Here is a 14053-nt window from a genome sequence, read left to right on the forward strand (position 1 = left end):
GTGCCCTCGGCGATACTGAAGCGGTGAACATGGCCTCCCATGACAAAAGGGATTACCAGGCAGAGTTAACGGATGCTGCACTGGCTGCCGATCTCGCCACGGCAGCGGGGGAGTTACTCCTCGAAATTCGCGAGGAGATCGGTTTCGACCAACCGCGGGCGCTCGGCGATGCTGGTGACAGGCTGGCAAATTCCCTGCTGCTGAGCCGGCTGCGGGCCGAGCGCCCGGGTGATGCGGTACTCAGCGAGGAAGCACATGATGATCGTGTTCGGCTGCAGGCTGGCCGGGTATGGATCATCGACCCACTGGATGGTACCCGCGAATTCTCCACAGCGGGGCGCACTGACTGGGCGGTACATATAGCGCTGTGGCAACGTACCACCGGCGGCGTCGCAGACGGCCGGCGCGAGATCACTGATGCGGCGGTGGCGCTGCCGGCCCGCGGTAACAGGGTGTACCGCAGTGACACCGTGACCGCCGGCGCTGTGACTGGTGGTGTTCCCAACATTCTCCGGATTGCTGTCAGCGCCACCCGGCCGCCCACAATCTTGCACCGGATACGGCAAAAGTTGGCCATCGAACCGGTGGCTATCGGGTCGGCGGGGGCTAAAGCGATGGCGGTTGTCGACGGCGATGTGGACGCCTACCTGCATGTCGGGGGCCAATGGGAATGGGATTCGGCAGCGCCAGCCGGGGTGGTGTTGGCAGCCGGTATGCACGCATCGCGCCTGGACGGCTCGCCGCTGCGTTACAACCAGCTCGATCCGTATCTACCCGACTTTGTTATGTGTCGCGCCGATATCGCGCCGATACTGCTCGGTGTCATCCGTGAGGTGTGGCAATGAACCGCCTTCGCGTGCGCCAAGATTGCCATGAGGGCTGTGGTGTGGGTGGGAACCACGATCATCGTGGCAATTTCGTTGGATGCTTGGCTTAAAGTCAACGACATGCTGTCGTGGTCTTTCGCACAGGTTCCGGCGTTGCCGGGCCGCGGCCCGGAGCTCAGGCTGTACGACACCTCTGATCGACAGGTACGTCCGGTGTCCGCTGCTGTTGCGCCCACTTGCAAGGCGACCATGTACGTCTGCGGGATCACTCCGTATGACGCCACTCATCTGGGCCACGCCGCAACCTATTTGGCATTCGACCTGATCCACCGACTATGGCTGGACTTGGGTCACGAGGTGCATTATGTGCAGAACGTCACCGATGTTGACGATCCGTTGTTTGAACGCGCTGATCGTAACGGGGTCGATTGGCGCGACCTCGCCGAACGCGAGGTCGCGCTGTTCCGCGATGATATGGCATCGTTGCGGATACTGCCGCCGCATGACTACGTGGCGGCGACTGAAACGATTGTCGAGATCGTCGAACTAGTCGACAAGATGCTGGTTTCGGGGGCCGCGTATGTCATCGACGACGAGTACCCGGACATTTACTTCCGAGCTGATGCAACGCTGCAGTTCGGCTACGAGTCAGGCTATGACCGAGACACCATGCTACGATTGTACGAGCAAAGCGGCGGTGATCCGCGCCGGCCTGGAAAAAACGGCGAGCTTGACGCATTGCTGTGGCGGGCTGCACGACCCGGCGAGCCCAGTTGGTCGTCACCGTTCGGTCCGGGACGGCCGGGCTGGCACGTCGAATGCGCGGCAATTGCGCTCAGCCGTATCGGCATCGGCCTGGACATTCAGGGCGGGGGCAGCGACCTGATCTTTCCGCATCACGAGTTCACCGCGGCGCATGCTGAATGCGTCAGAGGTGAACGGCGATTCGCCCGGCACTACGTGCACGCTGGGATGATCGGCTGGGACGAACACAAGATGTCTAAGAGCCGCGGCAACCTGGTGCTGGTGTCGACGCTGCGCGCTCAAGGCGCCCCGCCCTCGGCTATCCGGCTGGGTCTGCTAGCCGGGCATTATCGTGCTGACAGGTTTTGGAGTTCGCAGCTGCTAGACGATGCTATCGCCCGGTTGCATCGCTGGCGCACCGCTGCCTCGATGCCCGCCGGTCCGGACGTCGCTGACGTTATTGCCCGGGTGCGCGGGTATTTGGCTGACGATCTTGACACTCCTAAAGCGATTGCTGCATTGGATGGTTGGGTAACCGATGCGCTGGAGTACGGAGGCCACGATGCGGCGGCGCCAAAGTTGCTGGCAACCGCGATCGATGCGTTGCTGGGGGTGGACCTGTAATGGTCGCAGAGGCAAAGTGCGGTTTTCGGCCACGACATCGTTGCACGGCAAAGTCATGTTCATCACGGGTGGTGCCCAGGTGAATCGGCGCACAGCTGGCTTGTCGGCTACACGGTATAAAGGCGCCAAACTTGCACTGATCGATCTGGACAAAGTCTAGTAGCTAGTTTACCGTGGTTGCTGAGGTGCGAGATCCGTGCGCCTTGCAAGCCACATCCGAGCAGGTCATAAACGTTCCGGCGGTATTGACGTGGTGGTAGCCAACGCGGGTATAGCTAGCTACGGTTTTGTCCTGTGGGTCGACCCGGTGGTGTTCCAGTGAGTGTTAGATGTTAATTTATTTGGTGTTTTTATACACGGTGCGTGCCACATTGTCGGTGTTGATCGACCGCTGAAGTTATCTGCTGATAATCTCGTCGATGGCCGCCTTCACGAATGCCATCGGGGATGATGCCTTACAATGTGTCAAAAGGCAGGCAATGACATTTCGCCAACTCTGTGCGAATGGAGATTGGTCCGCTCAGTGTCGGCGTAGATACGGGCCCACATGTCGTAGATCGATACCCCGCTGGTTCGCGACACCGAGGACGACCTACCCGGCATTTGGCTAACTGCTTGCAGCACTACCCTGACCGTTCCGTTCCACAAGACCAGCACGGTGGATTGGTGCGCTACGGCGTTTGTTCTAGGGCACCGGAGGCCGGAAGGACCACGTGTATGACCCGGGTTGGGGGTTTGTTCGGCTGGATCAAACCGGTTTTACCCACTCGGATAGGTAGATACTGCCCGTCCGAAAAATTTCTGCTGATCTGGTGTTGTACATGGATGCCGAGATTGTCGCGCTCGGTCGCTCCACCTTAGCGCATACAACTGGAGGACTTAGCGAAATCCTAAAGGTGCCCGTTCCGGGGCTCGAACGGTTGTCAGGAAGGGGCGCGGAAAGCGAGCGCGGACCCCGATAACCGAGGTGAGCGCAGCCGCGGCATAACCAATCAGTGACCACCAGCTGGCGTGCCAGTATGCGGTAACCACGACGATAGTGATGGTTCAGAAGATCATGGCCATTCCGTACAGTGGTGACTGACTGGCGTATCGGTTGCGGACGATCAATCCAACTCGTGCGAGAGTCAGTCGTCAGTCTGAGGATTTCACCGGTGGGTTGGCGATCGCCGGGAAAGGTCCGGTATAGCCCATTCTTTCACGGGCGATGGTCATCACGCGCTTGCGTATTGAGTACCAGCCTGCAATCAAGGCTGGGACGATAACGATCAGTGACGCTACTGTCCAGGTGCCGATCGGTTTGTCGAACGCCATCACAACCAGTACCGCGAACAAGAAGGCCAAAGTGAGGTAGCCACTGTATGGGGCCAGCGGCATGCGAAAGCGGGGTCGGCGCATGATCCCGGCTTTGGCCATCTTGTGTAGTCGAAGCTGGCACAGTACGATTGTTCCCCACCCGGCGATGATGCCCAGTGCGGCGACGCTGAGCACGATCTCGAAGGCTTGACCGGGGTTGAAGGCGTTTAGTGCGACACCGCACAGGCAGATGACGGCGGCTAAAAGAATTCCGCCATATGGCACACCATTTTTCGACATTCGCGCGGTGAACTTCGGTCCGCTACCATTTATCGCGATCGAGTGCATGACACGGCCGGTTGCGTACAGTCCGGCGTTGAGGCTGGACAGCGCGGCGGTGAGCACTACGATGTTCATCAGATCGCCGGCGCCGTAGAACCCAACCTTGGAGAAGAACGTGACGAACGGGCTTTCGCTGGCCTTGAATGCGCTGTAGGGCAGCAACAATGCCAGCAGAATCACCGATCCGACGTAGAAGATCGCGATGCGAGCGATTACCGAGTTGATCGCTCGCGGCATGATTTTTTTCGGCTCGACGGTTTCACCTGCTGCGGTGCCGACCAGTTCGACGGCAGCGTAGGCGAACATCACTCCGGAGCTGACAACTATTAGCTGCGCTACGCCGGTGGGGAACAATCCGCCGTGACTAGTCCAGAGGCTTAACCCAGTGTTGTGCCCGTCGACCGGGTAACGCCCGCCGAGGAAGATAGTTCCTACGACCAAAAATGCCATCAGCGCGCAAACCTTGATCAGCGCGGCCCAAAATTCGAGCTCGCCGAACCATTCCACGGAGATCAGGTTCATTACCAACACCACCGCCAGGGCGAGCAGCGCAAGAGTCCATTGTGGCAACGCCGTGAAGATTGTCCAGCGATGCAGGTAGGTGGCGATGGCAGTGGTGTCCACGATCGCTGTCATCGCCCAGTCCAGGAAGTACAACCAGCCGACGACGTAGGCGGCTTTCTCGCCGAAGAACTCACGTGCGTAAGACACGAAGGATCCCGATGAAGGACGATGCAGCACCAGCTCGCCCAGTGCGCGCAGTATCAGGAAGACGAACACCCCGCAGACGGCATACACCAGGAACAATCCGGGCCCGGCCTTGGCCAGCCGGCCGCCGGCGCCGAGGAACAACCCGGTACCGATCGCGCCGCCGATCCCGATCATCTGCAGTTGTCGAGGTTTGAGCCCCTTGTGGTAACCAGCCTCCTCGCCGAGGACACCAGCTCTCGACGCGCCGGATTTTGGTTCGGGGCTCTCAGCCAGTGTGGCCATACATGGGGTCCTAATCGTTGTCCTACCGGAGTTCGGTGGGCTTGCCGCGAATCGTGAAGACAGGGTTAGTGTGCAATTTGGTCGTGAGGTTGTACTGATTTCTTAGGTTAGGGGAACTCGACCGCAATAGGCCTAGTAACTGTGTTGATCTACGGATTCTGGCTATGGGATCGTTCTGATGGTTGCACCGGTGGGTTGGCGATCGCCGGGAAAGGTCCGGTATAGCCCATTCTTTCACGGGCGATGGTCATCACGCGCTTGCGTATTGAGTACCAGCCTGCAATCAAGGCTGGGACGATAACGATCAGTGACGCTACTGTCCAGGTGCCGATCGGTTTGTCGAACGCCATCACAACCAGTACCGCGAACAAGAAGGCCAAAGTGAGGTAGCCACTGTATGGGGCCAGCGGCATGCGAAAGCGGGGTCGGCGCATGATCCCGGCTTTGGCCATCTTGTGTAGTCGAAGCTGGCACAGTACGATTGTTCCCCACCCGGCGATGATGCCCAGTGCGGCGACGCTGAGCACGATCTCGAAGGCTTGACCGGGGTTGAAGGCGTTTAGTGCGACACCGCACAGGCAGATGACGGCGGCTAAAAGAATTCCGCCATATGGCACACCATTTTTCGACATTCGCGCGGTGAACTTCGGTCCGCTACCATTTATCGCGATCGAGTGCATGACACGGCCGGTTGCGTACAGTCCGGCGTTGAGGCTGGACAGCGCGGCGGTGAGCACTACGATGTTCATCAGATCGCCGGCGCCGTAGAACCCAACCTTGGAGAAGAACGTGACGAACGGGCTTTCGCTGGCCTTGAATGCGCTGTAGGGCAGCAACAATGCCAGCAGAATCACCGATCCGACGTAGAAGATCGCGATGCGAGCGATTACCGAGTTGATCGCTCGCGGCATGATTTTTTTCGGCTCGACGGTTTCACCTGCTGCGGTGCCGACCAGTTCGACGGCAGCGTAGGCGAACATCACTCCGGAGCTGACAACTATTAGCGGCGCTACGCCGGTGGGGAACAATCCGCCGTGACTAGTCCAGAGGCTTAACCCAGTGTTGTGCCCGTCGACCGGGTAACGCCCGCCGAGGAAGATAGTTCCTACGACCAAAAATGCCATCAGCGCGCAAACCTTGATCAGCGCGGCCCAAAATTCGAGCTCGCCGAACCATTCCACGGAGATCAGGTTCATTACCAACACCACCGCCAGGGCGAGCAGCGCAAGAGTCCATTGTGGCAACGCCGTGAAGATTGTCCAGCGATGCAGGTAGGTGGCGATGGCAGTGGTGTCCACGATCGCTGTCATCGCCCAGTCCAGGAAGTACAACCAGCCGACGACGTAGGCGGCTTTCTCGCCGAAGAACTCACGTGCGTAAGACACGAAGGATCCCGATGAAGGACGATGCAGCACCAGCTCGCCCAGTGCGCGCAGTATCAGGAAGACGAACACCCCGCAGACGGCATACACCAGGAACAATCCGGGCCCGGCCTTGGCCAGCCGGCCGCCGGCGCCGAGGAACAACCCGGTACCGATCGCGCCGCCGATCCCGATCATCTGCAGTTGTCGAGGTTTGAGCCCCTTGTGGTAACCAGCCTCCTCGCCGAGGACACCAGCTCTCGACGCGCCGGATTTTGGTTCGGGGCTCTCAGCCAGTGTGGCCATACATGGGGTCCTAATCGTTGTCCTACCGGAGTTCGGTGGGCTTGCCGCGAATCGTGAAGACAGGGTTAGCTAGCGATCTTTTCCTACTCAAACGGATGACGGCAAATTGTGCGGACACCATGGTCTCAGCCAGTGCCTACCGCCCGAATCCCGGGCGCCGCCTACGTAGATAGCGTTCGAACTCGGCTGCCAGCGCGTCGCCATCGATCTTGCCCAACGCATCATTTACATCGACCTCGGCGTCGCCGCGCTGCTCCAGTGAATGCACGTATTCGGCCAGCTCATCGTCCTCGGCAGCTATCTCGGTGATTGCCTGTTCCCAGTCCTCGGCTTGCGTCGGCAGATCAGCTAACGGGACTTCGACGTCGAGCACGTCTTCTACGCGGCGCAGCAGCGCGACTGTCGCTTTCGGGTTGGGTGGGTGCGACACATAGTGGGGCACCGCTGCCCAGAACATCACCGCCGGTATCCTGGCCGCTACGCAGGCGTCTTGGAACACCCCGGCGATCCCTGTAGGGCCCTCGTAACGGGTTTCCTCCAGACCGAAGCGCCGCGCCGACTCCGGTGAGTAGGCCGCACCCGAGACTGGCACCGGCCGAGTATGCGGGGTGTCGGCCAGCAACGCTCCGAGAATCACGACAGTGTCGACGTTGAGCCTGTCCGCGATGGTCAGCAACTCAGTGCAGAAGGTGCGCCAGCGCATGTTTGGCTCTACTCCGTGCATCAACACCACATTGCGGTCACTGCCCGGTGGGCGACAGTATGAGATCCGCATCGCTGGCCACACCAGCTCCCGAGTAACTCCATCGACCTGGCGGATGACCGGGCGATTCACTTGGTAGTCGTAGTAGGCCTCGTCGTCGATCTCCACAATCGGATCGGCTTCCCAGACGGCATTCAGATGCTCTAGGGCTCCGCTGGCCGCATCGCTGGCATCGTTCCAACCCTCAAACGCTGCCACGACAACGGTGTTGTGCAGTTCGGGCAGCGCGCCACGATCCGGCCCACCATCTCGCAAAGTCACAGAATCAGCGTACGGCTTTAAGGCTGACGACGATGCGTGTCGTGTAACGGCTCGATGAGGGGGCACTTCACCGTACGTACGAGGTACTGCGGGGCAGTATTAGGTAACTAAGCGATTTGTATAGGTCCACTATCCTTATGCCTTATGCGTGTAACTGCCGCTAACCAACATCAGTACGACACCGATCTCCTCGAGACTTTGGCGCAGCGTGTGATGGTGGGTGACGGCGCAATGGGTACTCAGCTCCAGGACGCGGAACTTACGTTAGATGATTTCCGCGGCCTGGAGGGCTGCAACGAGATTCTCAACGAAACGCGTCCTGACGTGCTGGAAACCATCCACCGACGCTACTTCGAGGCAGGTGCGGACCTCGTCGAGACCAACACTTTCGGCTGCAACCTGTCCAACCTTGGTGACTACGACATCGCCGACAAGATCAGGGACTTGTCGCAGCGGGGCACCGTGATTGCGCGACGGGTCGCCGACGAGCTGACCACCCCCGACCACAAGCGATACGTGCTGGGGTCGATGGGACCAGGCACCAAGTTGCCCACCCTGGGCCACACCGAGTACCGGGTCGTTCGAGACGCCTACACCGAGTCGGCGTTAGGCATGCTGGACGGTGGCGCTGACGCCGTACTGGTTGAAACCTGTCAGGACTTGCTGCAGCTCAAGGCTGCGGTGCTGGGCTCGCGGCGCGCGATGACACAGGCCGGTCGGCACATTCCGGTCTTCGTCCACGTGACTGTCGAGACGACCGGAACGATGCTGCTGGGAAGTGAGATCGGCGCTGCACTGGCTGCCGTCGAGCCGCTCGGTGTCGACATGATCGGTTTGAACTGCGCAACGGGCCCCGCTGAGATGAGTGAGCATCTGCGGCACTTGTCCAAGCATGCCCGCATCCCGGTGTCGGTGATGCCCAACGCCGGGCTGCCGGTGCTGGGTGCCAAGGGAGCTGAATACCCGCTGCAGCCCGACGAATTGGCCGAAGCTTTGGCTGGGTTCATCGCTGAATTTGGTCTTTCGTTGGTAGGTGGCTGCTGTGGTACCACCCCGGACCACATCCGGGAAGTGGCCGCAGCGGTAGCCAGATGCAACGACGGGACAGTGCCACGCGGTGAGCGTCATGTGACCTATGAGCCGTCGGTATCGTCGCTGTATACAGCCATTCCATTCGCCCAAAAACCCTCGGTTCTGATGATCGGTGAGCGTACGAATGCCAACGGCTCCAAGGTTTTTCGTGAGGCAATGATCGCCGAGGACTATCAAAAGTGTCTAGATATCGCCAAGGACCAAACCCGTGGCGGCGCACACCTGCTGGATCTGTGTGTCGATTACGTCGGCCGCAACGGTGTGGCCGACATGAAGGCGTTGGCCGGTCGGCTTGCAACGGTGTCGACATTGCCGATCATGCTGGACTCTACCGAAATACCGGTGCTGCAGGCAGGTTTGGAGCACCTGGGCGGGCGCTGCGTGATCAATTCCGTCAACTACGAGGACGGTGACGGTCCCGAGTCACGGTTTGTCAAGACCATGGAGCTGGTCGCCGAGCACGGAGCGGCGGTGGTTGCGCTGACCATCGACGAACAGGGTCAGGCCCGCACCGTTGAGAAGAAGGTCGAAGTCGCGGAGCGGCTTATCAATGACATTACGAGTAACTGGGGCGTTGATAAATCGGCGATTCTCATCGATTGCTTGACTTTTACTATTGCCACTGGCCAGGAGGAGTCACGCAAAGACGGCATTGAGACCATCGACGCGATTCGTGAGCTGAAGAAGCGGCACCCAGCGGTGCAGACTACGCTGGGGTTGTCCAACATCTCCTTCGGTCTCAATCCTTCTGCACGCCAAGTTCTTAACTCTGTTTTTCTACATGAATGTCAGGAAGCAGGACTGGATTCGGCGATTGTGCACGCTTCAAAGATATTGCCCATCAACCGGATACCCGAAGAACAGCGCCAGGCTGCGCTGGATCTAGTGTATGACCGCCGTCGCGAAGGCTACGACCCATTGCAGAAGCTGATGTGGTTATTCAAAGGTGTGTCGTCGCCATCGTCGAAGGAAACACGGGAGGCAGAACTCGCTAAGCTGCCGTTGTTCGACCGGTTAGCACAGCGGATCGTCGACGGCGAGCGCAACGGGTTAGATGTTGATCTCGACGAGGCAATGACCCAGAAACCGCCGTTGGCGATCATCAACGAGAACCTGCTGGACGGCATGAAGACAGTCGGTGAATTGTTCGGCTCTGGGCAGATGCAGCTGCCTTTCGTGTTGCAGTCGGCCGAGGTTATGAAAGCAGCGGTGGCTTATCTAGAACCGCACATGGAGAAATCCGACTGTGACTTCGGTAAGGGGTTAGCCAAAGGACGGATTGTGCTGGCTACCGTCAAAGGAGATGTGCACGATATTGGCAAAAACCTCGTCGATATCATTCTGAGCAACAACGGCTACGAAGTGGTAAACCTCGGCATCAAGCAGCCGATTACCAACATTCTCGAGGTGGCCGAGGACAAAAGCGCCGACGTAGTCGGGATGTCGGGCTTGCTGGTGAAATCGACTGTGATCATGAAGGAAAACCTCGAGGAGATGAACACTCGCGGAGTCGCTGAGAAATTCCCAGTGCTGCTCGGCGGCGCGGCGTTGACCCGCAGCTATGTGGAAAACGACCTGGCCGAAGTCTATGAGGGCGAAGTGCATTACGCACGAGACGCTTTCGAGGGTTTGAAGTTGATGGACACCATTATGAGCGCCAAGCGCGGCGAGGCGCTTGCGCCGGGGAGCCCGGAGTCCTTAGCTGCAGAAGCAGACCGCAATAAGGAAACTGAGCGCAAGGCACGTCATGAGCGGTCCAAACGCATTGCAGTGCAGCGTAAGGCTGCCGAAGAGCCAGTTGAGGTTCCCGAACGCTCCGATGTTCCGAGTGATGTCGAGGTTCCGGCGCCGCCGTTCTGGGGTTCGCGGATCATCAAGGGTCTGGCGGTGGCCGACTATACCGGGTTCCTCGACGAGCGCGCGTTGTTCTTGGGTCAGTGGGGATTACGTGGTGTGCGCGGCGGTGCGGGGCCCTCGTACGAGGATTTGGTGCAGACCGAGGGCCGGCCGCGGTTGCGCTACTGGCTAGACCGATTGTCCACCTACGGCGTCTTGGCGTACGCCGCCGTGGTGTACGGTTACTTCCCGGCGGTGTCCGAAGACAACGATATTGTCGTGCTCGCTGAGCCGAGACCGGACGCCGAGCAGCGGTACCGGTTCACCTTCCCGCGTCAGCAACGCGGTCGGTTCCTGTGCATTGCCGATTTTATTCGATCCCGGGATCTGGCGACCGAGCGGAGTGAGGTGGATGTTTTGCCGTTCCAGCTGGTGACCATGGGTCAACCCATTGCTGACTTCGTTGGCGAGTTGTTCGTGTCCAATTCCTATCGTGATTATCTTGAAGTGCATGGCATCGGTGTGCAGCTAACCGAGGCGCTGGCCGAATACTGGCACCGGCGCATTCGTGAAGAGCTGAAATTCTCCGGAAACCGGACGATGTCGGCTGACGATCCCGAGGCCGTCGAGGACTATTTCAAGCTCGGCTACCGAGGTGCCCGCTTCGCGTTCGGGTATGGAGCATGCCCGGACCTGGAGGACCGGATCAAGATGATGGAGCTGCTTCAACCCGAACGCATCGGTGTAACGATATCTGAAGAGTTGCAGTTACATCCCGAGCAATCGACTGATGCGTTCGTGCTGCACCATCCGGCGGCTAAGTACTTCAACGTCTGAGGGCTACCTCGACTCGTCAGCCTTTCAGGTGTGCTGCAGCATTGGCTCCTGGGAAGTTTCACCTATATGGAATTTTCCCAACAGAAAGACTCCTTTAGCTTGGTTGACAGCAGAATTCGTGAGGGGTACGGCAAATCCGAACAGTTCGATACCGTGGTCGGTGCCGAGGCTCTGCTCGGCTATTCCCTAGGCTGATGCGGTCATGCGTCTGTTGTCTGTGAGGAATTCGAATCGGTACCGTTGACAACGTAATCGCCTTGAGTAGAGCCTACTCCCGGATGCGGGGGGAGAGACGTCGATGTCAGCGTCGTGGCTGTGATGTATGTAGCAGTGGGGCTGGTGCCGATAAACGTGACTACGCTAATCGCGGGCAAGCCCTGCCCGGCCAGGGCCGTTGGAATGTGCCACGTCGATCAGCGGCCCCGCATCTTCGCCCAGCACGCAACCGCCGGCAAGCCCGGTTAGTCCGACCGCATCGATAAGCAGCAGCGGAGCGAACGGGCCGAAATAGATCATGGTGTATAATACTGCGTAAGCGATGATTGTGGCGACCTGACTGGACCCCAGGTAGGTGAGTGCGTTCGGTAGCTGGGTGGTGATCATGCTGAGAGGTCCGGACAGGAATTCGACGGCTAGGTTACAGAGAAAATCCAGTAACTTCTTGATTAACTTAACAATTAATTTGTTGGTTGGGTCGGGGAAACTGCTATCTGAGCCGTCGGTGGCGACGATGTTACGGCGCGGGTGATGTCGTCCGCCTCCAGGCATTCGTTTGAGACCACTTAATAGACGCTCATCGTGGTTGTTGCCTGAACCCGCATCTCCATGTAGTCGGCTGTGTCGAATGCGAGGGGATATGGTGTTGATGCCAAAGAAATTGGTGTCGTGACCAGTGCTGTATACTAAGCATGGTTGGCTGCGAGGGCGGTGAGAGTCGGTATGCCGTTCGATGCGGAGGTGTAACCGGTGGAGGCAAGTTCGTGGCCAACCGCCTCCGCAATGGCCACTGCGGAGGCGGTCGGCCACGAACAAAAGAACGGTCGATGGGCCGTGACGAACCGCTCTGCGCTCGGCCCCGTCTCACCTGGTTGCAGGAGAGGATACGAGAATTGGCGCGAGTTTTGTTGTAGCTTCAGTTATTTGGTCTACCAGAAGTGGTCAGGGACCGGCACCAGTGGACAACAGCACTCAATGCACTTTGAGGACAATGCCAGTTACACCGTAGGCGTCACGTTTCGTGGTTTACCGTCCTCAAGCCACAACATATACGAGGTTAGACTAAGCTAATATCAAGGTGTCTTAGTCCAGTATGGTGGCTTTGGATGGCCGTGCCCCGAGCCTCGGGGTAGGCATCCATCGTCGGTGTGCGAGGTAGTCCCGCCTCGGGAAGGCGTTGGCCATGCTCAACGGCACGTTGTTTGCGGTTTTGCCGCTGCGCGACTGGGGGCGTATCAAGTCGACCGGTGAAACCGCCGCGACTTTGCTGGCTGGCATGTGAAACAATCGCTGGCCGTGAAGACCTTCGAGGATCTGTTCGCCGAACTCAGCGAACGTGCCCGTACCCGGCCTACCGACAGTGCCACAGTGGCCTCCCTGGACGGTGGGATACATGCGCTGGGCAAAAAGATCCTAGAGGAGGCCGGCGAGGTGTGGTTGGCTGCCGAACACGAACCCAAGGAAGTGTTGGCCGAAGAGATCAGCCAGTTGCTGTACTGGACCCAGGTGCTGATGATCTCGCGCGGACTGTCGCTCGATGACGTCTATCGGAAGCTGTGAGCATGCTGCGGGTTGCCGTTCCTAACAAAGGTGCGCTAAGCGAGCCGGCTACCGAGATCCTTGCTGAGGCTGGCTATCGACGACGCACTGATCCCAAAGACCTTACTGTTGTCGACCCCGTTAACCGCGTTGAGTTTTTCTTTCTGCGGCCCAAAGACATTGCCATCTATGTCGGTTCCGGAGATCTGGACTTCGGCATTACCGGACGAGACCTGGTGCACGATTCTGATGCGTCGGTGTGTGAACGCCTGGCGCTGGGTTTCGGATCGTCCAGCTTCCGTTATGCCGGGCCTGCCGGACGCGACTGGACGACGTCGGATCTGGCCGGAAAAAGGATCGCCACCGCTTACTCGAATTTGGTACGAAAGGACCTGGTTGCCAAGGGTATTGAAGCAACAGTTATAAGACTTGACGGCGCTGTAGAGATCTCGGTGCAACTTGGGGTGGCCGACGTCATCGCTGACGTGGTCGGGTCCGGACGCACCCTGAGCTTGCATGACCTCGTGGCTTTTGGCGAGCCGCTGTGTGATTCGGAGGCGGTGTTGATCGAGCGTGGTGATCGGGGCAGCCTCGATCACCACGAGACCGTTGCAGCTCGCGATCAATTGGTCGCTCGGGTCCAAGGGGTGGTGTTTGGTCAACAATACTTGATGCTGGACTACGACTGCCCGCGCTCAGTACTGGACAAGGCTACGTTGATCACGTCGGGACTGGAGTCACCGACCATAGCTCCACTAGCCGAGCCAGGCTGGGTGGCAATTCGTGCATTGGTGCCCCGCCGAGACATCAACGGGATTATGGACGAGCTTGCCGCCATCGGAGCCAAAGCGATTCTGGCTTCTGACATTAGGTTTTGCCGGTTTTGAAACTTCGTTGTGTTAGTCGTTCGGCTACGGCTGATTTCCATCGGACTAATGGCACCCCCTGTGGGTTATAATCCGTATTGGTTGCCGAGCTGTTCCTCTTGACGGGAGGAACTCCGTGACGCATTACCT

The 14053-nt window shown here is 58.9% G+C and carries 12 protein-coding genes; 7 read left to right on the forward strand and 5 right to left on the reverse strand.

Annotated elements, in window-relative coordinates:
- The first annotated feature begins 29 nt into the window (after positions 1-29).
- The 3 genes from ML_RS06545 (at position 30) to ML_RS18930 (ending at position 2355) form a co-directional block, all read left to right on the forward strand.
- A complete protein-coding gene (locus ML_RS06545; RefSeq protein ID WP_010908256.1) occupies positions 30-845 on the forward strand; it encodes a 3'(2'),5'-bisphosphate nucleotidase CysQ in 816 nt (271 codons plus the stop codon).
- A 102-nt stretch (positions 846-947) separates the two neighbouring features.
- Positions 948-2195, forward strand: coding sequence for a cysteine--1-D-myo-inosityl 2-amino-2-deoxy-alpha-D-glucopyranoside ligase (mshC, locus tag ML_RS06550; RefSeq protein WP_041323832.1), 1248 nt, complete (start codon positions 948-950; stop codon positions 2193-2195).
- Positions 2196-2211: 16 nt separating this feature from the next.
- Positions 2212-2355 (forward strand): hypothetical protein, encoded by a 144-nt coding sequence (locus tag ML_RS18930; RefSeq protein WP_231846758.1) that lies wholly within the window; start codon positions 2212-2214, stop codon positions 2353-2355.
- 974 nt (positions 2356-3329) lie between these two features.
- Here the strand turns inward: ML_RS18930 and ML_RS06555 are convergent.
- The 3 genes from ML_RS06555 to ML_RS06565 form a co-directional block, all read right to left on the reverse strand.
- Positions 3330-4826 (reverse strand): amino acid permease, encoded by a 1497-nt coding sequence (locus ML_RS06555; protein WP_010908258.1) that lies wholly within the window; start codon positions 4824-4826, stop codon positions 3330-3332.
- A gap of 149 nt (positions 4827-4975) precedes the next feature.
- On the reverse strand, positions 4976-6493 hold the full coding sequence (locus tag ML_RS06560; protein ID WP_010908259.1) for an amino acid permease: 1518 nt from the start codon (positions 6491-6493) through the stop codon (positions 4976-4978).
- 136 nt (positions 6494-6629) lie between these two features.
- Complete coding sequence (locus tag ML_RS06565) at positions 6630-7517, reverse strand: PAC2 family protein (protein ID WP_414085537.1); 888 nt, start codon at positions 7515-7517, stop codon at positions 6630-6632.
- A 144-nt stretch (positions 7518-7661) separates the two neighbouring features.
- On the opposite strand from ML_RS06565, the gene metH reads away from it, so the two are divergent.
- Both metH and ML_RS06575 read left to right on the forward strand, forming a co-directional pair.
- Complete coding sequence (metH, locus tag ML_RS06570; protein WP_010908261.1) at positions 7662-11282, forward strand: methionine synthase; 3621 nt, start codon at positions 7662-7664, stop codon at positions 11280-11282.
- 30 nt (positions 11283-11312) lie between these two features.
- Positions 11313-11477, forward strand: coding sequence for a hypothetical protein (locus ML_RS06575; RefSeq protein WP_156511964.1), 165 nt, complete (start codon positions 11313-11315; stop codon positions 11475-11477).
- Positions 11478-11642: 165 nt separating this feature from the next.
- On the opposite strand, the gene ML_RS15785 is transcribed toward ML_RS06575, so the two are convergent.
- Together ML_RS15785 and ML_RS19850 are read right to left on the reverse strand one after the other, a co-directional pair.
- Positions 11643-12050 (reverse strand): hypothetical protein, encoded by a 408-nt coding sequence (locus tag ML_RS15785; protein WP_049769750.1) that lies wholly within the window; start codon positions 12048-12050, stop codon positions 11643-11645.
- A 134-nt stretch (positions 12051-12184) separates the two neighbouring features.
- The gene (locus tag ML_RS19850) at positions 12185-12418 is read right to left on the reverse strand and encodes a PPE domain-containing protein (RefSeq protein ID WP_081439332.1); all 234 of its coding nucleotides are present in this window, start codon (positions 12416-12418) and stop codon (positions 12185-12187) included.
- Positions 12419-12776: 358 nt separating this feature from the next.
- Here ML_RS19850 and ML_RS06590 point away from each other — a divergent pair, with 358 nt between their 5' ends.
- Together ML_RS06590 and hisG are read left to right on the forward strand one after the other, a co-directional pair.
- Positions 12777-13058 (forward strand): phosphoribosyl-ATP diphosphatase, encoded by a 282-nt coding sequence (locus ML_RS06590; protein WP_010908262.1) that lies wholly within the window; start codon positions 12777-12779, stop codon positions 13056-13058.
- A gap of 2 nt (positions 13059-13060) precedes the next feature.
- Positions 13061-13924 (forward strand): ATP phosphoribosyltransferase, encoded by an 864-nt coding sequence (hisG, locus tag ML_RS06595; protein ID WP_041322695.1) that lies wholly within the window; start codon positions 13061-13063, stop codon positions 13922-13924.
- Positions 13925-14053: the final 129 nt, after the last annotated feature.

This window comes from Mycobacterium leprae TN, from assembly GCF_000195855.1.
GTDB classification, from domain to species: domain Bacteria; phylum Actinomycetota; class Actinomycetes; order Mycobacteriales; family Mycobacteriaceae; genus Mycobacterium; species Mycobacterium leprae.